This window comes from Marinitenerispora sediminis, from assembly GCF_003336425.1.
In the GTDB taxonomy this organism is placed as follows: Bacteria; Actinomycetota; Actinomycetes; order Streptosporangiales; family Streptosporangiaceae; genus Marinitenerispora; species Marinitenerispora sediminis.
In genome coordinates this window covers 12300-35201 of record NZ_QEIO01000010.1, presented here as the reverse complement: position 1 = coordinate 35201, position 22902 = coordinate 12300, and the positions used below count along the sequence as shown (strand labels likewise).

Genomic DNA, 22902 nt, shown 5'->3' with positions numbered 1-22902 from the left:
TACTACTGTTCCGGCAGGCGGGAGGCGCCGACGGCGCGGTCAGTTCACCGCGGAGGCGTCGGCGAAGTCCGGGAGGTCGTGCCCCATCCGGTCGCGCTTGGTCTCCAGGTAGCGGAGGTTGTCGGGGGTGACGACGGCCGGCATCGCGACCCGCTCGATGACGCGCACCCCGTGCCGGGTCACGCCGTCGACCTTGCCGGGGTTGTTGCTGAGCAGCCGGACCGAGCGCACACCGAGGTCGGCGAGGATCTGCGTCCCGGTGCCGAACTCGCGGGCGTCCGCGGGCAGGCCGAGCTCCAGGTTGGCGTCGACCGTGTCGGCGCCGCCGTCCTGCAGCCGGTACGCGGCGAGCTTGTGCAGCAGGCCGATTCCACGTCCCTCGTGCCCGCGCAGGTAGACGAGGACGCCGCGTCCTTCCTCGGCGATGCCGGCCATCGCGGCGTCCAGCTGCTCCCCGCAGTCGCAGCGCCGGGACCCGAAGGCGTCGCCGGTCAGGCATTCGGAGTGCAGCCGCGCCAGCACCTCCTCGCCGTCGGCGAGGTCGCCGTAGACGAGTGCCACGTGCTCGACGCCGTCCACCGTGCCCCGGTACCCGAAGGCGCGCCACTCGCCGTGGCGGTTCGGGATGCGGGTCTCCACCACCCGCTCGACCAGGCGCTCGGTGCGCCGGCGGTACTCGACGAGCTGCTCGATGGAGACCAGCCGCAGTCCGTGCTCGTCGGCGAACCGCCGCAGTCCGGGGAGCCGCGTCATGGTGCCGTCGTCGTTCACGACCTCGGCGAGTACGCCGGCCGGGCGGCGCCCGGCGAGCCGGGCGAGGTCCACGGCCGCCTCGGTGTGGCCCCCGCGGGCGAGCACGCCGCCGCGGTGGTAGCGCAGCGGGAGCACGTGGCCGGGCCGCACGAAGTCCGCCGCCCCGGCGGCGGGGTCGGCCAGGGAGCGGATGGTGTGGGCGCGGTCCGCGGCGGAGATCCCGGTGCTGACGCCGGACCGCGCGTCCACCGTGACGGTGTAGGCGGTACGCAGCGACTCCTCGTTGCGCGCCGTCATCAGCGGGAGGTTGAGCCGGTCGAGGTCGGCTCCGAGCATGGGGACGCACACGACGCCGGAGGTGTAGCGGATCATGAAGGCGAGCAGCTCGGGAGTGGCGGCGTCGGCCGCGAAGATGATGTCGCCCTCGTTCTCCCGGTCCGCGTCGTCCACCACGATGACGGCGCGGCCGGCGGCGATGTCGGCGATCGCGTCGCCGATGTCGTCCAGGCGCACGGCGTCGCGGTCGGCGTGTCCGCCTCTGTGCTCCGTGGCGGTCGGCATGGTCGCTCCTGCTCTACTCGGTGTCCGTGCGGGTCCGGCCGGACTCGCCTGGGCGGGGCGCGCGGCGGCCGGCTCCGCGTGCCCGGGTCTCTCGGGCGGGGTGTTGGTCACGCCGCCGCCCCCTCCGGCCGGAGGCCGGCCGCGGCCGCGAGCGCCCGGTGCCGCCTCGTCCAGTCGCGGATGCCCACGACCGCCAGCACGAAGAAGACGCCGTAGACGATCCCGCTGACCCACAGCCCCGACATCAGGGCGAGCGGCACGCCCACCAGGTCGACCACGATCCAGACCCACCAGAAGTCGATGAGCGCCCGGCTCTGGCCGAACGTCGCGACGGCGCTGCCGACGAAGATGAACGCGTCCGGCCACGGCGCCCAGGAGATCCCCGTGGCCTCGAAGAGCAGGGCGGCCGCGACCGTGCCGCCGACCAGCGCGCCGGCCAGCAGGACGCGCTCGCGCGCGGTAGCGGGGCGCACCGGCAGCTCGGCGCCGCCACGGGTGCCGCGCACCCAGCGGTACCAGCCGTAGCAGACGAGCAGCGCGAACATCACCTGCTTGAGCGCGTTGCCGAGCAGGTGGGCGTCGATGGAGACGGCGAACAGCAGGACGGCGCCGAGCAGCTGCACCGGCCACGTCCACAGGCTGCGGCGCACCGCGAGCGCCACGGTGGCGAGTGCGGCGATGTTGCCGAGGAGGTCCGCCCAGCGGACGTGCTCGCCGAACAGCGTGAACCCGGCGTAGGCCCACTCCAGCCACCACACCCCGGCCTCGGCTCCGCTCATCGGTTGCTCTCCCGCCCGGTCGCGCCCAGCAGCCGCTCCACGTACTTGGCCAGGACGTCGACCTCCAGGTTGACGGGGTCGCCGACGCCCTTGCGGCCGAGCGTGGTCAGGTCGAGGGTGGTGGGGATGAGGCTGACGGCGAACGCGTCCTCGCCGATAGAGGCCACGGTGAGGCTGACGCCGTCGACGGTGATCGAGCCCTTCTCGACGACGTAGCGGGCGAGGTCGGCGGGCAGCGAGACCCGGACGGTCTCCCAGCGGGTCCCGGGGACGCGCTCAAGGATCCGTCCGGTGCCGTCCACGTGGCCCTGCACGATGTGCCCGCCGAGCCGGCCCGAGACCGGGGCGGCCCGTTCCAGGTTGACCGGGGATCCGGGGGTGAGGGCGCCGAGGCTGGAGCGGTCGAGCGTCTCCTTCATGACGTCGGCGGTGAACCGGCCGTCGGCGCACTCGGTGACGGTGAGGCACACGCCGTTGACCGCGATGGAGTCGCCGTGGCCGGCGTCGGAGGTGACGGTCGGGCCGTGGATCGTCAGCCGCGCGGCCTGGCCGGAGGCGCCGACGGGAGTGACGGCGACGACCTCGCCCAGCTCCTCTACGATTCCGGTGAACACCTGAGAGCCATCCCCTTACCTGCTCAGGCTCCGGGGATGTACACGCGGCCTCGACCGCCGGACGAACGGCGTCCGCCCGTCAGCCGGGACCGGGCTCGGGTCCGCCGTCCGCCACGCGCGCTGCCTCCCATCCGGACTTTCACCGTCGGTACCGGAATTCCACCGGTTCAACCGGCCGATGGATTCGGCCGGGTCGCGGACTTTGACCGCCGGTTCGGACTTTCACCGACCCCGGAGCACGCGTTGTTGAACGTCTCGACCAACAAGTCTGCCATGCGGGGGTATTCCCGCCGCCTGCCGGGTCCCGCACAGGGAGACGCGGGGCCGCGTCCCCGGGGGACGGCGGCCGCGTCCCCCGGCCGCGCTCACTCCGAGGCGGTCCGCGCCGCGGCGCGCTCGGCCCGGGCCCGCAGCGCCTCGACGGCGCCGGCGCGGTCCTCGGCGCCGTACACCGCCGACCCGGCCACGAACACGTCGGCGCCGGCCTCGGCGCAGCGCTCGATCGTCTCCTCGCTCACGCCGCCGTCCACCTGGAGCCACACGGCCGCGTCCCGCCCCCGGATGAGCTCGCGGGCCCGCCGGATCTTGGGCAGCACGACGTCCAGGAAGCGCTGCCCGCCGAACCCGGGCTCCACGGTCATCAGCAGCAGCATGTCGAACTCGGCCAGCAGGTCGGCGTAGGGCTCCACCGGCGTCGCCGGGTTCAACGCCAGTCCCGCCCGCGCCCCCGCCGCCCGGATGGCCCGCAGCGTGCGCACGGGGGCCTTCGCCGCCTCGGCGTGGATGGTCACGCTCCCGGCACCGGCCTCGGCGTACTCGGGCGCCCACCGCTCGGGGTCCTCGATCATCAGGTGGCAGTCCAGCGGGAGCGAGGCGGCCTTGCGCAGCGCCTCGACGATCGGCAGCCCCAGCGTCAGGTTCGGCACGAAGTGGTTGTCCATGACGTCCACGTGCAGCCAGTCGGCGGAACCGGCGACCGACGCCGCCTCGTCGGCGAGGTGGGCGAAGTCGGCGGAGAGGATGCTGGGTGAGATCTGGATGGCCACGGGTCAGAGTGTAGATCGTCGCGGGTCACGGGCGGGCGTGGCGGGTGGCGCGGGGGCGGACCGGAATGCGGCGTCCCTGCGCCCCGGTGCGGGGGGGACCGCGCCGCCGCTGCCGCGTGATCAGCGCTGGCGACCCGCACGCGGCGGCGATGACGCTCATGCCGGTGCCCCTCCGGCAGGCGGGAACGGGCCGCGCGGCACGTGGTCGCAGGCGGACGGCCGGTCACCCGTGCGCGCCTGCGCCCGGACCGCCCCCGGGGGCGTGCGCCGACCGCACCGCGCCTCCCCAGCGCGCCCCGCGGACGCCGACGCGCCCGGGGCCGCACCCCGGCCATGCTGGTACCCGCGCGGCCCGGACGCCCCCTGCTCCGTGCCGGTCCGAGAGGCGCCCTGGCGGTACCGCGCCCGGTGTCCGGACCGCGCAGACCTGTTCGGCCGCCGCCTCACCCGCCGGGGGCCGCGCCCCCGGCCGCGCGTGCCCGCGGCGGCGCGGCCGGGCGGGACCGCTCCAGCTCTCAGAGGCGGCGCAGCAGCGCCAGGAACATCGCGTCGGTCCCGTGCCGGTGCGGCCAGAACTGCACGTAGTCGCCGTCGTCGACCGCGACATCCGCGACCTCCGGCAGGTGGTCGGCGGCGCGGATGACCGCGACGTCGGGGCGCTGCGCGCGCACCGCGTCCACGATGCCGCGGGTCTCGGGCAGGTGCGGCGAGCAGGTCACGTAGGCGACCACGCCGCCGGGCCGGGTGGAGTCCAGGGCCCGGTCGAGGAGGGCGCGCTGCAGCGGCGCCAGCCCCTCGGCGGTCTCCGGGGTACGGCGCCACCGGGACTCCGGGCGGCGGCGCAGCGCGCCCAGGCCCGTGCACGGCGCGTCCACCAGGACGCGGTCGAACGCGGCCTCCCGCCACGCGGGCCGGGTGGAGTCGGCGACGACGACGCGGGCGGCGTCGCGCACCGAGCGCCGTACCGCGCCGGCGACCAGGCCGGCCCGGGAGGGCTGCACTTCGGCCGCGAGCAGGTGGGCCTCCCGGCCGCCGGCGAGTCCGGCGAGCAGTCCGGCCTTGCCGCCGGGACCGGCGCACATGTCCAGCCACGTGGCGTCGGCGCCCTCGACCGGGACCCGGGTCAGCGCGAGTGCCACCAGCTGGCTCGCCTCGTCCTGGACGGCGGCCCGCCCCTGCCGGACGGGGCGCAGCGCGGCCGGGTCTCCCTCGGGCAGGTAGGCGGCGTACGGCGAGTACCGGGCCTCGACGGCGCCTTCCGACACCAGGTCGGCGACCGCGGCGCGGCCCGGCTTGGCGACCAGTGTCACCCGCGGCCGGTCGTTGTGCGCCGCGAGCAGCCGCTCGGTGTCGGCCAGCTCGCTCCCCGGCCGCTCCCCCAGCGCGGCCGCGAGCGCCTCGACCATCCAGCGCGGATGGCTGTGCACCACCGCGAGGTGCCCGATCCGGTCGCTCTCGGCGGCGGGCGCGACGATGGCCAGCCACTCCTCCATGTCGCGGGCGCTGACCCGGCGCAGGACGGCGTTGGCGAACCGGGCGCGGTGCTGGCCGACCACCCGGCGGGCGAGGTCGACGGTGGCGCTGACGGCGGCGTGCGGCGGGATCTTGGTGCTGAGCAGCTGGTGTGCGCCGAGCCGCAGCACCGGCAGCACCTCGGCGTCGACCGAGCGCAGCGAGCGGTCCACGCACGCGTCCAGGATCGCGTCGTAGGTGCCCTGGCGGCGCAGGGTGCCGTAGGTCAGCTCGGTGGCCAGCGCCGCGTCCCGCCCGGTGACCCCGCGTTCACGCAGCTGGGCGGGGAGCAGCAGGTTTGCGTAGGCGTCCCGGGTCTCCACCGCGCGCAGCACGTCGTAGGCGACCCGCCGCGCCGGGTCCTTCGGAGCCGGCGGGGTGGCCGCCGGCCGCCGCTGGCCGCGGCGCGGGGAGCGGTAGGGGGAACGGGAACGGTCGGTCACGGTGAATCAGCCTCACGCCAGGGTGTCGGATTGCCGGGCGTCGTCCTGCGGCCCGGCGCCCGGACACCATTCTTCCAGCGTCCGGCCCAGGTGGCCTACACCCCCGGATCCCCGCCAAGGCGGGGCCGGTCCCCGCGCTGTCGCCCGCTGCCGGGGCCGCCCTGCTGGATGTTGCCCGCGTCGTGGGGCGGCGCGGCCGCGGGAGGCATCCGGAGCGCCGCGACCAAGGCGAGGAGGGCGAGCACGGCCATGGCGAGGAAGGCGTCGGAGAAGGCGGCGCCGTGGTGACCGGGATACAGCGGGTTGACGGCGCCGCTGCCCGCCTGCTGCCGTGCGGCCACCAGCGCGCCGAACAGGGCCGGCCCGGTACCGGCGCCGAGGAACTGGGCCCCTTGGAGGATCCCGAGTCCGACGCCGGCCTGAGCGGCCGGTAGCGTGCCCGCCGCGGCGCGGATCACCGGGACCAGCACGCAGATCATGCCGACGCTGAGCCCAAGGATTCCGACCCCCGCCGGGATCACCGACGGGCTTCCCGTGAAGGTCGAGAGGAGCAGGGCGAAGACGCCCATGACCGCGAGCCCGGCCAGCAGCAGGGCCCGGGTGCCGACGCGGTCGGTGAGGCGACCGATCAGCGGCGAGATGACGGCGACGGCGATCCCGGCCGGGATCATGACCAGGGCCCCCGCCCCCGGGCCGAGACCGTTGACGTCCACCACCAGCAGTGGAACGAACACCAGGCCGCCGAGGTTGACGAGCATGGCCAGGAACACGACGACGACCGCGGCCCGGTAGACCCGGTTGCCGAACAGCGCGGGCGGGACGAACGGGTGCGCGGCGCGGGCGGTGCGCCACCCGAAGAGGCCGATCGCCGCGATCGCCGCCACGAGGCTGCCCCAGCACGAGGGCGCGGTGGGACCGGCGGCCTGGAGCTGGGTGGCGCCGAACAGCAGCAGCCCGGCCCCGAGGCCGAGGAGGAGGCCGCCAGCGAGGTCGAACATGTCCCTGCTCGCCGGAACCTCACCCGGCAGCACCCGCACCACCACGGGAACCAGGACCAACGCCGCCACGAACATGAGCCAGAACAGCGCGGGCCACCCGAGGAACTCGCCGACGCCGCCGCCAATGGCCGGCCCGGCGGCGGTGCCGATCCCCGAGGCCGCGGAGACGACGCCGATCCCCGTCCCCTGCCGGTCCGCCGGCAGCAGCCTGGTGATGGCGAGGACCGAGAGCACGGGTATCCCGGCCGCGCCCACCCCCATCACGATCCGCCCGAGCACGAGCACGAGGAGATCCGGAGCGAGCGCGCAGACCAGGCTCCCGGCGGCGTAGGTGAGCAGCGCGAACCCGAAGAGACGCCGCATGCTCACCCGGTCGGAGATGCGGCCGTAGATCGGGATGCCGACCGAGAACACGAGCAGGAAGCCGGTGACGACCCATGCGAGCTCCGCCTCGGAAGCCCCGAACTCCGCTCCCATCAACGGGAGCACGAGGTTGACCATGTCGCTGGCGATGACCGTGATGAGCACCGCTGGCATGAGCACGGCCAGCAAGGCCGCCCCTGAACCGGTTCGAACGGTGGTGGCCGACGTGGGGGTCATTCGAGGCGTCCTCCAGGCGGCACCAACTGCCACCGATATAGTTACAGTTCGGGTGAAACAAAGGCGGAGGTGAGCCCTCCGCCGGTGCCCGGTCAGCGAGGCAGCGCGAGATCACGCTCGATATCCAGTACCCGCTGCACCAGGTGGGCGATGGTCGTCCGGCCGAGGCGGGCTTCCATGGCCCGTTCCGCGTCCCGGAACTCGACTTCGAGCAGGGCCTGGATATTGCGTCCGACCTCGCACTCGCCACTGGGGGGATGGGGATGCCGCGACAGGACCGGCCCCGCCTCGACGGCGGCGAAGGCGTCGTAGAGCGTGATCTCACGCGGGGCGCGGGCCAGGGACCAGCCGCCATTGCGCCCCTCGGTGGACAGCACCAGGTCGGCGTCCCGCAGGCTGCCGAGGATGCGCCGCACGAGGACCGGATTGCTCTCCAGGCTGGCGGCGATCTCCGCGGAGGTCAGCGAACGCTCCTTCCAGCGCCCCAGCATCGTGAGCGCGTGAATCGCGACCGCACTCCTGCTACTGAGCCCCACCGCGCCCCCTTCACAGCCCGCCCCGCAAATTGCAACCAAACTAGTTGCGGTTTGGTGCCGAGTCAACCGTCCCCGGCGAGCCGCGCAGCGGCGGGCCGCCGCCGGTTCGCCGGCCGCGCCGCCGGCGGTGGCCGGATCGGCAGGCGGCGCGGGCCCGGGACGCGCCCCCTCACTCCGCCCCGAGGAGGTCCGCCTCCCCCGGCCGGACGCCGCGCGCCCACTCCACCGCCGCCATCCGGCGCTTGCCCTGCGGCTGGACCTCGCCGAGCTCGACGGGGTGGGTGGCGGTGCCCACGAGCACCCGGTGCTTGTCAGCGGCCACCCGGCCGGGCGGCAGCGGCGCCGCGTCCTCGGCCGGGCGCACCGGTCCCAGCTTGAGCCGGCCCCCGCGGAACGTGGTCCAGGCGCCCGGCGCGGGCGTGCAGGCGCGCACCAGGCGGTCCACGCGCAGAGCGGGCGCGCCGAAGTCCACCCGGGCGTCCTCGGGGGTGAGCTTCGGGGCGTGCGAGACCCCCTCGGCGCCCTGCGGGCGGGCGGTCAGCTCGCCGGACTCGATCCCGTCGAGGGTGCGCACCAGCAGGCCGGCGCCGGCGTGCGCGAGGCGGTCCAGCAGGTCGCCGCTGGTGTCGTCGGGGCGGACCGGCTCGGTGAGCACGCCGAAGACCGGGCCGGTGTCCAGCCCGGTCTCGATCCGGAAGGTGGCCGCGCCGGTGACGTCGTCCCCCGCGAGCACCGCGTGCTGCACCGGCGCGGCACCGCGCCAGGCCGGGAGCAGGGAGAAGTGCAGGTTGACCCAGCCGTGCCGCGGGATGCCCAGCGCCTCCTCGCGGAGCAGGGCGCCGTAGGCGACCACCGGGCAGCAGTCCGGGCCGATCTCGCGCAGCCGGTCGAGGAACGCCGGGTCGCTGGCCTTCTCCGGTTTGAGGACCTCGATCCCGGCCTCGGCCGCCACCTGCCCCACCGGACTCACCGACACCCGGCGGCCCCGGCCGGCGCCCGCGTCCGGCCGGGTGACGACCGCCGCGACCTCGTGGCGGGACTCCAGCAGCGCGCGCAGCGACGGCACCGCCGCCTCGGGTGTTCCGGCGAAGACCAGCTTCATGCATGCTCCCCAAAAGCTCGGGTGATCTCCAATGATGGCGTCCCGGCGAGCCTAGTCGCAGCCGCACGCGCGCACGGGACTGGAGACGGTATCCGGAATGCGATGGGGCGCTGGTGCGGATCTCCAAGAAGGTGACCGAAAACTCGGTGACGCCGCCGATCGCCTGTGGAACCGGCACGGCGTACTATGCCGCACAGCACACCGTCCGGCGGTGCATCGGGCCCTGACCGCGCGCCCCAGCACGCCGTCGTTATGCCGTCACGGCGACCCCGTCCGGCTGACTGGTTCCGCCACCGAAGACCCCGTGCTCCCGGGCTCCGAACGGCGGCAGCGTGCGGCATCGATTCCGGTCCGCTCCCTCTTCTTCGCCTCACCCCACCAGAGGAGTCACAGGAATGGCCACCGAACAGGTCGGGCAGTCGCCACGGGTCAGCCAGTCGGAGGAGGAGTTCAACGCCGCCCTGCGTCCGACGACGGGCAGATCGGCGAAACCGGTCTTCCCGGTCTACGTCGAGATCGTCGCGGCCCCCGGCGCCGACGCGGACCCGGCGATCGACAACGTCATCGCCCAGCTCAGCAAGAAGGGCGACGTGGTGGTCGCCGACGAGCGGGAGCTGATGACCCGGGACCCGGGCTGGCTGGGCGTAGCGCGCTCCAACGACCCGGAGAAGTGGGACGCGGCCCGCACGGCGGCGGCGGGCCGGGCGGCCGATCTGGCGCGCCAGGCCCGGGAGCGCGAGGTGCACTACGTCCGCGTCACCGACGGCACCACCGACCAGGCGTACGCGGTCGGCGCGGCGGAACGCGAGAACTTCGACCGCGCCGCAGGTTGGAGCCTGCAGCAGCTGACCGTGGTCCCCAGCAGCCATGTCGGCTACATCACCGACGCGACACTGCGGGTGAACGCGGCTCGCAGCGCGGCCTCCGACCAGGCCGCCTCCACCGGGGAGGGGGCGTCGCGGATCGCGATCCCCAGTCTCGCCGAGTACGAGGAGCGCCTCGAACGCAGCATCGGGCGCGCCGTGACTCCGAGTGCCGACACCGACTTCGAGAAGTCCGGCGTGGTCGCCAACGGCCGCACGCGCCCGTTCCAGGTGGGGACCTCGAAGGACGAGGCGTCATCGGAACGCTCGCTCACGGAGGTGGCCCGGGAGGCGGCGGAGCGCAACCCGGAGAAGCGGCTCGGGCGGTACCGCGCGGACGGCCGGTTCGTCCAGGACGGAGCCGAGGCCCTCCGCACGGACTCCGAGGTGGCCGACGAGTCCGGAAGCATCCGCCAGCTCGCCCAGGAGTACAGCGGGGCGAACGCCGCCGCGGACAGCTGGGGCCCGCAGCGGGCCGGCCTGGCCGGCCGGGCGGCCGACGCCGTGGTCAAGGTGACCGACGCGGTCAGCGGAGCCAGGCGGAGCAGCCACAAGCCCTCCTCGGTCCGGCTGAACCCCGGGCCGGCCTCCGACCAGACGCCCCGGCGCGGCATGTGACCGGCCGCTGATCACGACGAGCGAAGACCGGCACCACAGGGAGATGCACATGGCCACTGAGACCTCCACCGAGCTGGACGAGATCTTCGACGGGAGCGGCGAGCCGATCCCCGCCGACCCCTCTCCCGCGCTCGACCGGATGAGAGCCCGCGACACGGTCAACATCGCCATCGCGAAACTGAACGCGCGGCGGATCGAGGGCTACGTCAACGGCGACACCGAACTCGTCGATCGGACGACGGCGGACATCGCGCGGGCCTACGGAGTCCTGCACACGCTCCGCACGCTCAAAGCCGCGCGGGTCCGCGAGGTGTACACGCAGTACCTCACGTTCTGTCGCTCCATCCCGGCCGTGTCCGCCGAGATCCTCGACAGGTACGCGACGCTGCTGGCCCAGGACGAGGCGGGCGCGCGGTAGCGCGCCGCCCGCCGGGACCGGCCTCGGCCCCGAGCACCCCCATCCCGCTCGGGGCCGGGCGGGCCAGGCGCGGGCGGCGCCCGCGCCCACTGGTCGGTTGATCGGTGCCGCCGCGGACGCGCCCCGGCCGGGATCGCGACGGTCCTGGTAGAACGGGGCCGGACCGCGCCGGCCGATCACGAGGAGGATCCGGAATGACTCCCGAGCAGCTGCGCTCCTACTGCCTCTCCCAGAACGCGGCCGTGGAGGACTTCCCCTTCCCCACTGCCCCCGGCATAGCGGCGTTCAAGGTGCTCGGCAAGGTCTTCGCCCTGTCGAGCCTGGACGCGCGCCCCCTCAAGGTGAACCTCAAGTGCGATCCGGAGAACGCGGTACGCCTCCGCGGCGAGCACCCGGACCTCATCCTGCCGGGGTGGCACATGAACAAGCGGCACTGGAACACCGTGGTCGTCGACGGCGGCCTTCCGGACCTGCTGGTCCGGGAGCTCATCGAGGACTCCTACGACCTGGTGGTGGCGGGGCTCCCACGGGCTGAGCGCCTCCGTCTCGACCGTCCCTGAGCGCCTGGCCGCCGACGTCGGTCGTCCACCGCACGGCGAGGGAGACGTGCGGGTCGGGGTGGAACTCGAACAGCAGCCGCAGGGCGCGCTCGCGCTCGGGGTGGTCGGTGTGGGGAAGGCGGACCACCAGGTCGAGGTCGGAGCGGTGCACGAGGCGGCCGAGCAGGCGCATGTACTCGTGGGGGCCGCGGTGCTCGGCGAGGGCGGCGACCGCGTCGGCCATCAGCCAGCTCCGGTCGGTCTCGGTGAGGTCGCGGCCGGGGTCGAGCCCCCGGTCGTTCAGCCACTCGGCGCAGTGCCGCCACATCAGCGCGTCGGCCAGCCCGGCGCGCACCGCGGGTTCGGCGCTGCGGCCCAGCCGGCGGAGCAGCGCGACCGCCATGCCGCGGCGGCCGCAGCCCGGCCGGCCGCCGGCGGCCACGAGTTCGGCGGCGGCCTGCCGTCCGGAGCGGTGCCGCAGCCAGCCGCGGAACTCCGCGGCCCGGTCGGCCTCCCCGTAGCCGACCAGCACGTCGGTCAGCTCCGCCGCGTCGGCGCCGGCGTAGTCGCCGATGACCGGGGCGGTCATGCCCGCCTCGGTGAGGAGCTGGTTCATCGCCCACCGGCCGAGGGCGGTGAGTTCGACGCAGCCGCCCGGGTGGAGGTGGACCGCGCCGTGCCGGGCCAGGGTGGCGAGGGACCGGTACACGGCGAACTCGGCCACCGCGCGCAGCGGGGCGCGCTGCTCGTCGCGGATCAGCCCGTCCAGGGCGGCGTCGGCGAGCACGTCGCTGACCAGCAGCGCGACCTGCGCCTCGACTCCGGTGGCCCGCCCCGAGTGGTAGAGCTCGAAGGTCAGCTCGCCGATGACCCGTTCGGCGACGTGGTGGCCGGCGTGGTCCGCCGTCCCGCAGAACTCCGCGAAGCCCGTGGCGCGGACGTAGACGGCGAGCCACCGACGCAGGGCGGCGGTGTCGGAGTCGTCCACCTCGGCGCCACGCGCCCGCGTCTCCCGGTCCGCCGCCGAGGCCGGCCGCGGCCCCTCGCCGGGGGCGGGGTCGAGGACGAGCAGGCCGGCGTCGAGCGCCATGGACCACACACGCAGCAGTTCCGGGCGGCGGCCGTCGATGGCGGACGAGCAGTCGTCCAGCAGTCCGAGCGCGGCGGCCGCGGCACGGGCGTCGGCGGCGGCCAGCACCCCGCCGACCACGCGGGGGCGGTGCGCGTCCGCCCAGTCCCGCAGCGCCCACGCCTCGCGCAGGACCGGCGATACACGGGCGGCCGCGGCCAGCTCCGCCTCGCGGGGCAGGCGCACCGGCGGCAGCAGCGTCGTGTCCGGGCCCCGGAGCGGTGACGGGCCGGGGGAGGCCGGCGGTCTGCGGCCCTGCGCGGGCACCGCGGGCCGCGTCCCCGGCGGCGCCGCCCCGGCGGGAACCCGGCGCAGCCAGGAGCGCACGGCCGCGGCGTCCCCGGTGTCGACGCCGTCCACGGCCATGGCGCTGAGGATCTCTCGCTCATAGGTGGTGAAACTCGCGTGTCCCGTCACTCACCCAGCGTCGCACGGTGACCGCCGGGCGTGAGGGCGTTTGCGACATTGCATCGCACCTGGTCAGCCCATAACCGCGGCCACGGCGCAGCCGTTACCCCCGGCTCGGCCGGTGCGCCCGCCGGCGCGGAACTGTCGTCGCGCTCTGGTAAGACTGGCAATGACTTGGCCGCTTCCTCTCCCGAACGCGGAAAGCTCGCCCGGCTCGCGCCGGGGTTCTCCGCTTCGATCCCGATCGCCCGCCCGGATTTGCTCGTTGAGGTCTCCCACCGCTTCCACCGCCCCGCACCGCCGGCCCGCCGGCCGCGCCGCCCTCGGCCGCGCCGGCGTCCCGGTCCCGGTTCACCGCACGGCCGCATGTCCGGGCGGCGGCGTCCGCCATGGTGCCGGCCTCGCGCCCGAACCACGTCGTGCGGGTAGGTACCGGCTCAGGGAGGCGGCGGCGCTACGGCCGCGCCCGCTCCGCGGGGGCGGCCATGGCCTGCGGGCCACCGCACCGGCCAGCGGCCCGCGGCCGGACGGACGGCGTTGCGGCGCGGTGCCGGAACGGCTCCGCCCGTCCTGCCCGGCAGGGGTCCGTCTCCTGTCCCGCCCGACGGCGGGGCCGTCCACGGAGGAAGCCCGATGAACGCCCAACCCGACCCCGACGAGGGGCTCCTGTTCGACATCCCGCGCGCCAAGGCGAAGGCGCGGGCGGCCGGGCGGCCGGCCCCGCCCCGACGCAGCCCCGCGGCGGAGCTCTCGGTGGCGCGGGTGGTCGTCGACACTCCGCTGCCGCACCTCGACCGCCCCTTCGACTACCGGGTCCCCAGCACCCTGGACGCCGAGGCGGTACCCGGCTGCCGGGTGCGGGTGCGCTTCAACGGGCAGCTCCTCGACGGCTTCCTGCTGGAGCGGGTGGCCGAGTCGGAGTTCCGCGGCCGGCTCGCCTACCTGGAGCAGGTCGTCTCCCCCGAGCCGGTGCTCGCACCCGAGATCCGGGAGCTGGCCCGCGCGGTCGCCGACCGGTACGCGGGAACCCTCATCGACGTGCTGCGCCTGGCGGTGCCGCCGCGGCACGCCCGCACGGAGAAGGCCCCGGTGGAGCACCCCGGCCTTCCCCCGCTCACGGCGCCGGAGCCGGGCCCGTGGCGGGACTACCCGGCCGGGCCGGGATTCCTGGCCGCGCTGCGGGACGGCGGCGCGCCCCGGGCCGTGTGGAGCGCGCTGCCCGGCCCCGACTGGGCGGACGCGGTCGCGGTCGCGGTGGCGAGCACGGTGGCGGCCGGGCGCGGCGCGCTCGTCGTGGCCCCGGACGGCCGCGACGTCGAGGTGCTGGACGCTGCGCTGCGCTCCCGGCTCGGCGCGGACCGGCACGTGGCCCTCACCGCGAGCCTCGGTCCCGAGGAGCGGTACCGGCGCTGGCTGGCCGTGCGGCGCGGGCACGTCTCCGCGGTTGTGGGCACCCGGGCGGCCATGTTCGCCCCCGTCCACGATCTCGGGCTGGCCGTGGTGTGGGACGACGGAGACGACGTGCACAGCGATCCGCACGCGCCGTACCCGCACGCCCGCACGGTGCTGTCCATGCGGGCGCACCGCAGCGAGGCGGCGCTGCTCGTCGGCGGTTTCACGAGCACCACGGACGGCCTGGCGCTCGTGGAGTCGGGCTGGGCGCGCCCGCTGGCCGCCCCCCGTGAGGTGCTGCGCAGCCGGGCGCCGGTGATCCGCGCGGCCGGCGACGACGCCGAGCTGGCGCGGGACGAAGCGGCGCGCTCGGCCCGGCTGCCCAGCGTGGCCCTGCGGGTGGCCCGCGAGGCGGCCCGCAATGGGCCGGTGCTCGTGCAGGTGCCGCGCCGCGGCTACCTCAACTCGCTGGCCTGCGCGCGCTGCCGGGCCCCGGCCCGCTGCCCTGGCTGCCAGGGGCCGCTGGCGCTGCGCAGCGCCCACGCGATGCCGTACTGCCGATGGTGCGGGCGCATCGCGGGCGAGTGGCGCTGCCCGGACTGTGAGCACGCCCGGCTGCGGGCGAGCGTGGTAGGCGCGCGGCGGACGGCCGAGGAACTGGGCCGGGCGTTCCCGTCGCTGCCGGTCCGCACGTCCGGCCGGGAGGAGGTGCTGACCGAGGTCGGCGAGCGGCCGGCGCTCGTGGTGGCCACCCCAGGCGCCGAGCCGGCCGCGGCCGGCGGCTACGCGGCGGCCCTGCTGCTCGACGGGTGGGCGCTGCTTGGCCGCGCCGACCTGCGCGCGTCGGAGGAGGCGCTGCGGCGGTGGTGCAACGCCGCAGCGCTGGTCCGGCCGGCCGGTGAGGGCGGCCAGGTGATCGTGCTCGCCGATGCCGCGCTGCCGGTCACGCAGGCGTTCATCCGCTGGGACCCGATGGGCTTCGCGGAGCGGGAGCTGGCCGAGCGCCGGGAGCTCGGTTTCCCGCCTGCGGTGACGATGGCGTCGGTCACCGGGGAGGCGGCGCACGTCCGCGAACTGGTGGACCAGCTGGCGCTGCCCGAGGACGCCGAGCTGCTCGGTCCCGTCCCGGTGCTCGGGGCGCCGGAGACCGCCGGGACGGAACGCGCCCTCCTCCGGGTCCCGCGCGGCGGCGCCCGGCGGCTGTCCGCGTCCCTCAAGGCCGCCGCGGCGGCCCGCAGCGCCCGCAAGGACGACCGGCTCGCGCAGGTGCGGGTGGATCCGCTCGACGTGGTGTGAGCGGAGCGGCGCCCGCACCGGAGCACCGCCCGCCTCCGGCCGCCGCCTCCCCGAGCCGCAAGGAAAACCCGTGGCACCGCGTGACCGGGCCGCACTACGCTCCGGGGAACTCCGGGGGGCCGCACCCGCGCGGCCCTGGATCCACGCGAGGGAGGCGGAGCATGCGGCACTCCACCGACGAGTTCGCCCGGCTGGCGGAGCGCGGCACGATCCTGCGCTGCCAGGTCGGTTCCGGAGTGCACGGCACCGCCATCGACGGCCAGGACGACCGCGACGAGATGGGGGTCTGCGTGGAGCCGCCGGAGTACGTGGCGGGCCTGCGGCAGTTCGAGCAGTACATCTTCCGCACCGCCGGGGAGGGCGAGCGCTCCGGCCCCGGTGACCTGGACCTCGTGGTGTACGCGCTGCGCAAGTGGATGCGGCTGGCCCTGGCCGGCAATCCGACGGTCCTGCTGCCGCTGTACGTGCCCGAGGCGGAGGTCACGCACCGCACCGACCTGGGCCGCGAGCTGCGCGCCGAGGGCCACCGCTTCGTCTCCCGCGACGCGGCCCGGCGGTTCCGCGGCTACCTGCGCTCGCAGCGCGCCGGCCTCACCGGGGAGGGCTCCCGGCACACCAACCGCCCGGAGCTGGTGGCCGCCTACGGCTTCGACACCAAGTACGCCTACCACATGGTGCGCCTGGGCGTGCAGGGTGTCGGCCTGCTGGAGACCGGCCGCATGCCGGTCCCGGTACCCGAGCCGTGGCGGACCTGGCTGCGCGAGCTGCGCCAGGGCCGGCACACCCGGGACGAGGCTCTGGAGGCCGCCGCGGACCTGGAGGCGCGTCTCGTCGCGCTGAGCGAGAGCTCCGACCTGCCCGAGCGCGCCGACTCCGCCTGGGCGAACGCCTGGCTGGTGGAGGCGCACCAGCGGACGTGGCGGGAGTGGGCGGCAGAGGCCGCGTAGCACGACACCCGCGGTCCGAGCGTCACGCGGGCGGGCGCCGGTCGACCTCGAACCACACGGTGGTCCGCCCGTCGGGGCCGCGGAGCGTCCCCCAGCGGTCGGCGTAGTGATCGACCAGGAACATTCCCAGCCCGCCGACCCGATCGGGGTCGGTGGGCTGGACACATGGGGCGGCGGAGTCGTCCTCCGTGCCGTCATCGATGACCTTGATCTGGGTCCGGGCGGGGTCGGTCAGCTTGGCGACGGTGACCGTCACACTGCCGCCGGGCAGGCGGGAGCGGGTGTGGATGACCGCGTTGTTGAAGAGTTCACTGGCGAGCTGTTCCAGCACCTCGCTCTCGTCGCGGGGCAGCGCGGCGACGAAACGGACATGCCGCCGAAGCACGGCCGCCTGGGCCGGGTCCCCGGGGATGGTGATGGCGTAGCCGGTACCGGGGCTGGCGGAGCCGTCCGGGTCGACGGCGGCGCGGTCGGCCGATGTCGTGGCTCGGCGGGGAAGCGGGGTGACGTAATTGTCCTCGCGTTGTTCGTCGGAATTATCCGCGACTATGACGGTTGCACTCATTGGCGCGCCCCTTCAATTCATCCCATAACCATTGGAAACTCGCAGACCGTTAGCGAGTTCCCCTGGCACCACCATGAACGACACCGAACGCCTCGGACCAGGTAGATCACCGTTCGGATACAAAAGGTCAGAACCGGTGCTCGACAGAGGCGCCACCGTGCTGCACTGGTGTAGTCGGTCGTGAACCGGTTGTGAAGGCGGGCTAATGGATCGCAAAATCAAACCGGCCTGGCGTCGTCTCGGTCGGGAAATCCGGACACTCCGAATCAGGTCCGGGATGACGCAGGCACAGGTCGCCAAGGAAATGCAGATGGTGCCCTCGCATATCTCCGCCTGGGAATGCGGGACTCGGGGGATGACCGGGAAGCAGGCAGAGAAGCTCGACCGAGCACTCAACACGTCTGGTGTTATCGCACGGGCGTGGGCGAAGGCACACGCGCCGGACCCGCTACCGGTGTGGTACGAAGAGGTCGAGCAGCTGGAACGCCGGGTTACCGAACTGCGGGAGTACCAGCCGCAACTGATTCCGGGGCTGATCCAGATCGAGGACTATGCGCGGGCGGTGTACCGTGAAGGTGCTCCCTGGATCACTCCAACGGACCGGGAACGCAGGGTAAGGTCCCGGCTGCAGCGGCAGCACATCCTGGAGAAGGAGGCCCCACCTCTGGTGTCAATGGTGGTGGAGGCGTCTGTAATCCAACGCGCCATCGGCGGACAGAAGGTGCTCAAGGAGCAGCTCACGCACGTCCTGGGACTGATCGAGCGAGAAGCCATCCGGTTCCAGGTCATGGCTCCAGACGCAGAGTGCCACCCGGGAGCGTCAGGGCCATTTCGCATCTACACCTTCGTGGATACTCCTCAGGTCGCCTCAGCCGAGTACATGGGAGGCGAGATGACTTTGGACGACACAATGAAGATCCAACAGTGCGCGACGATCTTCGGTGTCCTCCAGTCCGAAGCGCTCTCACCCCGCGCAAGCAGCGAATTGGTCCGGAAGGTCAGGGACAACCTTGATGTTCGAGCATGAGTCCACGTGGCACAAGAGCAGTTACAGCGCTGTAGAAGGCAGCTGTGTGGAGGTAGCGGAAGGACCTGCCGTCCTCGTCCGCGACACCCAACACCGCCACCTCGGCCACCTCACCTTCTCCCCCGACGCATGGACCGCCCTCCTCCACGAACTCAAGACCCACACGATGTGACCCCCCGCCCCGAGAACGCAACCGGCGGCCAGGCATCAGCCCGGCCGCCGGTTCATTGCAGGCCGTCTCGGGGGAGCGGAGTCGCATGACCTCCTCGCGCAATTCCGCGCAATCGAGCAGCGGGCACGCGTCATCCCGCGCATCCTGATCTCCGACACCACTGACAAGAAAGGGGACCCATGGCGCGCAGGATTCGCGTGATCGGGTCGACCTCTGATGACGGCAATTGCCCGACGCTGTACGAAGACGTCGACACAGGCGAGGTGATCGTGCAGGGCTACACCGTGAATGATCCCGAGGACCTCACCCAGTTCCAGCATGTGCTGGACGGGGAGTCATTCGTCGTGGTTCCGCGCGAGCTACTCACCCGCTTCCCGCTGAAGGACTGATCGACGTGGCGGATTACATCGACGAAGCCACCTTCGGGGACTACTTCCAGAGTTTCCAGCACACCGTGTGGCGCCTGGAAACCCGACGTGGCTACGCCAGCGACCGGGCCAGTGAGAAATACCGACGGTTCCTCGCCGGAGAGCCGCTCCCGGACGACAGCCACCGGCCGTGGTGTGCGAACGTCCGGGAGCAGCGACGCCAAGGCAAGTGGTTCGCGCGGGTGCGAATCCTTGACTCCCCGCCCACGGAGGGCCAGCGTTACCTTCTCACCTCAGCCGCGTCCAACATCGCGGCGGGCGAGGACATCCGGAACCTCTGGCGGGCAGACTCCGAAAAGCTCAGCCTCCCCGCCGTCGACTTCTGGCTGTTCGACTCCCGCCGCGCGCTGGTCCTGCACTTCGACGAGGACGACGAGCTTCTCGGCTCCGAACTGGTCGAGGAGCCGGCGCGCATCGTCGAGTTCTGCCAAATCCGGGACGCGGCATGGCACCACGCCGTCAAGCGGGACGACATCCTCAGACAGGTACCGTCACCGGGGTGAGCACCGACTTTCAACAGGGCCGGAGAAACCTCGGTGCGCGGCTGCGCGAACTGCGCACCGAGGCCGGTCTGACCGGCAAGCAGCTTGCCGCACGTCTCGGCTGGCAGCCGTCCAAAGTTTCACGTCTGGAGAATGGCAGGCAGACCGCTACGGTCGCCGACCTGGAAGCATGGGCTAACGCGCTGGAAGCCACCGGAGTACTCAGCGAACTCAAGGGGCGCCTGCGAGGGCTGGAAACGGCTTACCGCAGTTGGAAGCGCCATCTCGCCGCGGGCCATCGAGCCGTCCAAGAAGCGAGCGCGCTCCGCGAGGCACAGACCAAGACGATCCATGTCTTCGAGTCCGGCATCATCCCCGGCCTCTTCCAGACTCCCGAATACGCCCGCGGTGTCCTCGCCGACGTGTCCGACCGCATCGGTTCGCCACGCGACATCGAAGCCGGCGTGCGCGCCCGAATGCAGCGGCAGGAAGTGCTGTATCGACCTGGCCGCCACTTTCATGCCCTCATCTGGGAGGGTGCACTGCACGTGGCGCGCTGCGCCCCGGAGGCGATGGCCGCCCAGCTCGACCGCCTGTGTGGTGTCATCGGGCTGGATACCGTCACGCTCGGCGTGATCCCGTTCGGCGTCCGTACCCATTTCTCACCGAAACACGGTTTCTGGATCATGGACGAACGCCTCGTCGTCGTGGAGACCTGGAACGCCGAGCTGTGGCTCGACTCGACCGACGACGTGGCCCTCTACCGCAGGATCTGGAATCTCATGGCCGCCTCAGCCATCTACGAGCACAAGGCGCACCGCCTCATCACCCGCGCACGGGATCAGTTCACCCGGCCGTAAGCGACTTCGCGCAACACCAGCCAGCAGCGCCGCAATCCGGCGCAATCGCCAGGAGGCGTCGAGACGCTTCGTCATACGGTCCTTGCATGGCAATCACGATCGCTCCGATCACCGTGGACCTGCCGCACACCTTCGACACACGGTGGAACCGCATCCCCGGTATCACCGTCACCGGCAGGACGCTCACCATCGATCCGGCCTCGTACTACTTCCGCGTCGAGTCCACCACGTGGACGGTCATCGACTGGGAGAAGGTCGCCGCTGCACTGCTGCCCGTCAACGAGACGCCCACCGAGTCCATCGAGCAGATCGCGCTGAACTTCATCGCCGAACACGGCCGGACGACCACCGACCCGGCCGAGGTGCTGCGGATCGCCTGGCAGGTCTACGGCTTCCTGTTCCGCGAGGAGCACCTGCCCTCGCTCGGCCTGAAAGGGGTGACCGCGGACCACTTGCGGATGCTCGCCGAGGTCTCCACCCTCACAGCGCTCAACAAGGTCGAGCCCGACGGGACCATCAGCAACGTTGGCCCGGCGTGGTTCTTCGTCGACGCCGCCAAAGTGGTCTACGACCTCGACCGGGAGACCGCCGGCATGCTGGACGAGGTCTTCCACGGCGGATGGTTCAACGAGAACCGCCGCATCGAGGGCATCAAGGCGCACGCCGCCCTCGGCGGGAGGCTGGTGCACGCTTGTCAGTCCGTCCCCGACAGCCGGGGCGGCGTCGTCGCCCCCTACGGCACTCCAATGGACCGCATCCGCGACGAACTCGCCGGATTCCGCGACGAGTGGATGTCCCGGGTCCAGTCGTTCGCGGTGAGCTGACCCGGTCCGACGAGGCTCCCCACGCGGCGGGGAGCCTCCCTTCGCCGACGAGAGGCCCCATGTACACCGCCGACATCGACCAGCTCCGCGATACCGTCCTGCGTCGCGCGGGACAGACGGCCCGGAAGCGCGACGTCCTGCATGACTGGGCGCTGTCCCATGTCGAACGCCTGGACACTCCCAGCGCAACCGTTATCTTCAAGTGCGCCGTCCAGCCGTTCCTAGACGAGGCCCGGTCCCTGTCCCGTCTGCGCGCGGCCGAGATCGACGTCCCCGAGGTAATCACGTCGGTGCGTACGCCCACCGCGCTGGGCATGGTCCTGGAGGACATGGGCGCCCCTGAGCGGGAGGCGACCGATGCCGACGCCGTCGCGGCGATCGTCCCGCTGCACGCCGCCCCCGTACCGGACCACCTACCGATCGGCTCGGCGGAGTGGCTGGCCACTCTCCCCGGGCGGGCGGTCGGGCACTTGGCCCGGCTCCGCGCAGCCGGACGGTGGAACGAGACCAGCGACATTGCTGACGCCCTCGAAGCACTGGACGAAGCGTCCCTCCCCCGGGCGCGTGGCGTCCGCACGCCGCCGTTCGGTTGGGTGCACTCGGAGTTCCACCCGGAGAGCCTGCACGTGCGCGGTGACCGCCGCCGCCTCTACGACCTGGCGCGCGCGTTCGCCGGCCCGGGGCTGATCGACCTGGCGTCCTGGCACGGCACTGTCGACGTCCCCGACCCCGCGCGCACCCGCGACATCATCGACGCCTACGTCGCGGCCGGCGGACCGGGCCAGGCGCGCGCCATTCGGGGCGGGCTGCCGGCCGAGAACTGGGCACTCGGCTGGCACCGCGTCTGGGTCGTGGAATGGTTCCTCGCCCAGGCCGCTGTCTGGATCGCCGACCACTCCACCGACCACGTCTATGTCCGCGTCGTCCGCCGCCACGTCCAGGACGCGGTCCATCTGCTGAAGGTGTGAAGCATGGAACCCCCCGCCCTACTGATCGACATTGACGGGGTCCTCAATCCCTTCCCCGGCCCACAGGGGTCCGTTCCTCCCGGCTACCGCCCGCACCGAGTCTCCCCCGAGGGCCATCGCGACATCCTCGTCTGGCTCAATCCCCGCCACGGCGCGTGGATCAGCGCCACCGCCGCGATGGGCCTCGTCCGACCGGTGTGGGCGAGCAGCTGGATGGCCGACGCCGACGGGTGCGTCGGCCGCCGCATCGGCCTGAGCCCCCAGCCCTACATCGACCTGGGGCGTCCGGACATCACCACTCCGCATCCCCACGGCTACCTGTGGAAACGCGACTCTGTCAGCACTTGGGCAGCCGATCGACCGCTGGCATGGATCGATGACGACTTCACCGACGCCGACCACGCGTGGGCGGCGCAGCGGACCCGCGCCGGGACGCCGACTCTGCTCATCCAACCCGACCCCCGCGTCGGGCTCCGGCGCGGCCACATCCAGGCCGTCCGGCTGTGGGCGGTCGGCCTGATCACCGAGGAGGGCCATGCCACGGCACCCGTGTGAACGCCTCACCGCTCCGGACGGGCGGACCGTGCACGTCGACCTCGCGCTGGTCCGGCTCATCTCCCTGCTGTGGAACCTCGGCATCCGCACCCGGGCCAGCTGCCAGGACTACGGCGAGTCCCTCCAGGCGCATCCCGGCCTGCTTTCCGGGGACCCGCGATGGATCGACTTCCACCGGGGCCGTGTGTGGCTCAAGCTCCGCGCCGCCGACGCCCAGCGGCTCATCACCATGGTCAGCACCGACCGGGAGCTGCGGGCCGGCCTGCGGCGGTGGGCAACCGCCGACTCGTGGCTGGCCGTCCGCCCGGTGGTCCCGGACGCGTTCGGAGTGGGCGCCGACACGTCGGACGACGTCCACCTGTTCTTCCCCTGCGCTCACCTCGAACGGGTGGAACGCCTGCTCCGGACGGCCTGCTCGCCGCCTCCCGGAACGAGCGGGGCGTGACCGGTGTCGGGCCCCCCAAGAA

24 protein-coding genes and 1 riboswitch are annotated in these 22902 nt (G+C 73.3%); of the genes, 14 read left to right on the top strand and 10 right to left on the bottom strand.

Translation table 11 applies throughout. The annotated features are described in order from the left end of the window. Positions 1-39: 39 nt before the first annotated feature. The 8 genes from DEF28_RS03120 to fmt all read right to left on the bottom strand — a co-directional run bounded on the left by DEF28_RS03120 (position 40) and on the right by fmt (position 8944). A complete protein-coding gene (locus tag DEF28_RS03120) occupies positions 40-1314 on the bottom strand; it encodes a bifunctional 3,4-dihydroxy-2-butanone-4-phosphate synthase/GTP cyclohydrolase II (RefSeq protein WP_114396304.1) in 1275 nt (424 codons plus the stop codon). 107 nt (positions 1315-1421) lie between these two features. After that, positions 1422-2093: a nicotinamide riboside transporter PnuC gene (gene pnuC / locus DEF28_RS03115; RefSeq protein WP_114396303.1), complete on the bottom strand. Its 672-nt coding sequence runs from the start codon at positions 2091-2093 to the stop codon at positions 1422-1424. Beyond that, the gene (locus DEF28_RS03110) at positions 2090-2707 is read right to left on the bottom strand and encodes a riboflavin synthase (protein ID WP_114396302.1); all 618 of its coding nucleotides are present in this window, start codon (positions 2705-2707) and stop codon (positions 2090-2092) included. The genes pnuC and DEF28_RS03110 overlap by 4 nt, the downstream gene beginning before the upstream one ends. Positions 2708-2820: 113 nt before the next feature. Beyond that, positions 2821-2951: riboswitch (FMN riboswitch) on the bottom strand. Positions 2952-3072: 121 nt separating this feature from the next. Then, on the bottom strand, positions 3073-3753 hold the full coding sequence (rpe, locus tag DEF28_RS03105) for a ribulose-phosphate 3-epimerase (RefSeq protein WP_114396301.1): 681 nt from the start codon (positions 3751-3753) through the stop codon (positions 3073-3075). 515 nt (positions 3754-4268) lie between these two features. Next, entirely contained in the window at positions 4269-5708 is a 1440-nt protein-coding gene (locus DEF28_RS03100) for an RsmB/NOP family class I SAM-dependent RNA methyltransferase (protein WP_114396300.1), read from the bottom strand. Between the two features lie 95 nt (positions 5709-5803). Next, positions 5804-7306: an MFS transporter gene (locus DEF28_RS03095; RefSeq protein ID WP_114396299.1), complete on the bottom strand. Its 1503-nt coding sequence runs from the start codon at positions 7304-7306 to the stop codon at positions 5804-5806. A gap of 92 nt (positions 7307-7398) precedes the next feature. Next, a complete protein-coding gene (locus tag DEF28_RS03090) occupies positions 7399-7842 on the bottom strand; it encodes an Rrf2 family transcriptional regulator (protein ID WP_199493115.1) in 444 nt (147 codons plus the stop codon). A gap of 169 nt (positions 7843-8011) precedes the next feature. Continuing rightward, on the bottom strand, positions 8012-8944 hold the full coding sequence (gene fmt / locus DEF28_RS03085; protein ID WP_114396298.1) for a methionyl-tRNA formyltransferase: 933 nt from the start codon (positions 8942-8944) through the stop codon (positions 8012-8014). Positions 8945-9339: 395 nt separating this feature from the next. Here fmt and DEF28_RS27405 point away from each other — a divergent pair, with 395 nt between their 5' ends. From DEF28_RS27405 to DEF28_RS03070, 3 genes are all read left to right on the top strand, one after another. Continuing rightward, a complete protein-coding gene (locus DEF28_RS27405) occupies positions 9340-10425 on the top strand; it encodes a hypothetical protein (protein WP_158562752.1) in 1086 nt (361 codons plus the stop codon). Positions 10426-10474: 49 nt separating this feature from the next. Beyond that, on the top strand, positions 10475-10843 hold the full coding sequence (locus DEF28_RS03075) for a hypothetical protein (RefSeq protein WP_114396297.1): 369 nt from the start codon (positions 10475-10477) through the stop codon (positions 10841-10843). A 194-nt stretch (positions 10844-11037) separates the two neighbouring features. Next, complete coding sequence (locus tag DEF28_RS03070; protein ID WP_114396296.1) at positions 11038-11403, top strand: MmcQ/YjbR family DNA-binding protein; 366 nt, start codon at positions 11038-11040, stop codon at positions 11401-11403. Here the strand turns inward: DEF28_RS03070 and DEF28_RS03065 are convergent. Beyond that, a complete protein-coding gene (locus DEF28_RS03065; protein ID WP_147280059.1) occupies positions 11330-12928 on the bottom strand; it encodes a hypothetical protein in 1599 nt (532 codons plus the stop codon). The genes DEF28_RS03070 and DEF28_RS03065 overlap by 74 nt on opposite strands. Before the next feature lie 624 nt (positions 12929-13552). Between DEF28_RS03065 and DEF28_RS03060 the strand changes: the two genes are divergently transcribed. After that, positions 13553-15607, top strand: coding sequence for a primosomal protein N' (locus DEF28_RS03060; RefSeq protein ID WP_114396294.1), 2055 nt, complete (start codon positions 13553-13555; stop codon positions 15605-15607). 161 nt (positions 15608-15768) lie between these two features. Beyond that, on the top strand, positions 15769-16554 hold the full coding sequence (locus DEF28_RS03055; protein ID WP_114396293.1) for a nucleotidyltransferase domain-containing protein: 786 nt from the start codon (positions 15769-15771) through the stop codon (positions 16552-16554). A gap of 22 nt (positions 16555-16576) precedes the next feature. Here the strand turns inward: DEF28_RS03055 and DEF28_RS03050 are convergent, their stop codons facing one another. Next, positions 16577-17119, bottom strand: coding sequence for an ATP-binding protein (locus DEF28_RS03050; protein ID WP_114396292.1), 543 nt, complete (start codon positions 17117-17119; stop codon positions 16577-16579). 205 nt (positions 17120-17324) lie between these two features. Between DEF28_RS03050 and DEF28_RS03045 the strand changes: the two genes are divergently transcribed. The 9 genes from DEF28_RS03045 to DEF28_RS03005 all read left to right on the top strand — a co-directional run bounded on the left by DEF28_RS03045 (position 17325) and on the right by DEF28_RS03005 (position 22880). Continuing rightward, on the top strand, positions 17325-18146 hold the full coding sequence (locus DEF28_RS03045) for a helix-turn-helix domain-containing protein (RefSeq protein WP_114396291.1): 822 nt from the start codon (positions 17325-17327) through the stop codon (positions 18144-18146). Continuing rightward, entirely contained in the window at positions 18133-18318 is a 186-nt protein-coding gene (locus DEF28_RS03040) for a DUF397 domain-containing protein (protein ID WP_114396290.1), read from the top strand. The genes DEF28_RS03045 and DEF28_RS03040 overlap by 14 nt, the downstream gene beginning before the upstream one ends. Positions 18319-18497: 179 nt before the next feature. Next, complete coding sequence (locus DEF28_RS03035; protein WP_114396289.1) at positions 18498-18707, top strand: hypothetical protein; 210 nt, start codon at positions 18498-18500, stop codon at positions 18705-18707. 5 nt (positions 18708-18712) lie between these two features. After that, the gene (locus DEF28_RS03030; protein WP_114396288.1) at positions 18713-19249 is read left to right on the top strand and encodes a DUF6879 family protein; all 537 of its coding nucleotides are present in this window, start codon (positions 18713-18715) and stop codon (positions 19247-19249) included. Next, a complete protein-coding gene (locus tag DEF28_RS03025; RefSeq protein WP_114396287.1) occupies positions 19246-20088 on the top strand; it encodes a helix-turn-helix domain-containing protein in 843 nt (280 codons plus the stop codon). Before DEF28_RS03030 ends, DEF28_RS03025 begins: the two co-directional genes overlap by 4 nt. Before the next feature lie 86 nt (positions 20089-20174). Beyond that, on the top strand, positions 20175-20912 hold the full coding sequence (locus tag DEF28_RS03020; RefSeq protein ID WP_114396286.1) for a hypothetical protein: 738 nt from the start codon (positions 20175-20177) through the stop codon (positions 20910-20912). Between the two features lie 59 nt (positions 20913-20971). Continuing rightward, positions 20972-21880: an aminoglycoside phosphotransferase family protein gene (locus DEF28_RS03015; RefSeq protein WP_114396285.1), complete on the top strand. Its 909-nt coding sequence runs from the start codon at positions 20972-20974 to the stop codon at positions 21878-21880. A 3-nt stretch (positions 21881-21883) separates the two neighbouring features. Then, positions 21884-22435, top strand: coding sequence for an HAD domain-containing protein (locus DEF28_RS03010; protein WP_114396284.1), 552 nt, complete (start codon positions 21884-21886; stop codon positions 22433-22435). Beyond that, positions 22416-22880, top strand: a complete 465-nt coding sequence (locus tag DEF28_RS03005) for a hypothetical protein (RefSeq protein WP_114396283.1) — start codon at positions 22416-22418, stop codon at positions 22878-22880. The genes DEF28_RS03010 and DEF28_RS03005 overlap by 20 nt, the downstream gene beginning before the upstream one ends. The last annotated feature ends 22 nt before the right edge of the window (positions 22881-22902 follow it).

Excerpts from the sequence above, each read along its gene's own strand:
- DEF28_RS03120 (WP_114396304.1), bottom strand. The coding sequence starts at position 1,314 with ATGCCGACCGCCACGGAGCACAGAGGCGGACACGCCGACCGCGACGCC.
- pnuC (WP_114396303.1), bottom strand. The coding sequence starts at position 2,093 with ATGAGCGGAGCCGAGGCCGGGGTGTGGTGGCTGGAGTGGGCCTACGCC.
- DEF28_RS03095 (WP_114396299.1), bottom strand. The coding sequence starts at position 7,306 with ATGACCCCCACGTCGGCCACCACCGTTCGAACCGGTTCAGGGGCGGCC.
- fmt (WP_114396298.1), bottom strand. The coding sequence starts at position 8,944 with ATGAAGCTGGTCTTCGCCGGAACACCCGAGGCGGCGGTGCCGTCGCTG.
- DEF28_RS27405 (WP_158562752.1), top strand. The coding sequence starts at position 9,340 with ATGGCCACCGAACAGGTCGGGCAGTCGCCACGGGTCAGCCAGTCGGAG.
- DEF28_RS03075 (WP_114396297.1), top strand. The coding sequence starts at position 10,475 with ATGGCCACTGAGACCTCCACCGAGCTGGACGAGATCTTCGACGGGAGC.
- DEF28_RS03070 (WP_114396296.1), top strand. The coding sequence starts at position 11,038 with ATGACTCCCGAGCAGCTGCGCTCCTACTGCCTCTCCCAGAACGCGGCC.
- DEF28_RS03060 (WP_114396294.1), top strand. The coding sequence starts at position 13,553 with ATGAACGCCCAACCCGACCCCGACGAGGGGCTCCTGTTCGACATCCCG.
- DEF28_RS03055 (WP_114396293.1), top strand. The coding sequence starts at position 15,769 with ATGCGGCACTCCACCGACGAGTTCGCCCGGCTGGCGGAGCGCGGCACG.
- DEF28_RS03050 (WP_114396292.1), bottom strand. The coding sequence starts at position 17,119 with ATGAGTGCAACCGTCATAGTCGCGGATAATTCCGACGAACAACGCGAG.
- DEF28_RS03045 (WP_114396291.1), top strand. The coding sequence starts at position 17,325 with ATGGATCGCAAAATCAAACCGGCCTGGCGTCGTCTCGGTCGGGAAATC.
- DEF28_RS03040 (WP_114396290.1), top strand. The coding sequence starts at position 18,133 with ATGTTCGAGCATGAGTCCACGTGGCACAAGAGCAGTTACAGCGCTGTA.
- DEF28_RS03035 (WP_114396289.1), top strand. The coding sequence starts at position 18,498 with ATGGCGCGCAGGATTCGCGTGATCGGGTCGACCTCTGATGACGGCAAT.
- DEF28_RS03020 (WP_114396286.1), top strand. The coding sequence starts at position 20,175 with ATGGCAATCACGATCGCTCCGATCACCGTGGACCTGCCGCACACCTTC.
- DEF28_RS03015 (WP_114396285.1), top strand. The coding sequence starts at position 20,972 with ATGTACACCGCCGACATCGACCAGCTCCGCGATACCGTCCTGCGTCGC.
- DEF28_RS03010 (WP_114396284.1), top strand. The coding sequence starts at position 21,884 with ATGGAACCCCCCGCCCTACTGATCGACATTGACGGGGTCCTCAATCCC.
- DEF28_RS03005 (WP_114396283.1), top strand. The coding sequence starts at position 22,416 with ATGCCACGGCACCCGTGTGAACGCCTCACCGCTCCGGACGGGCGGACC.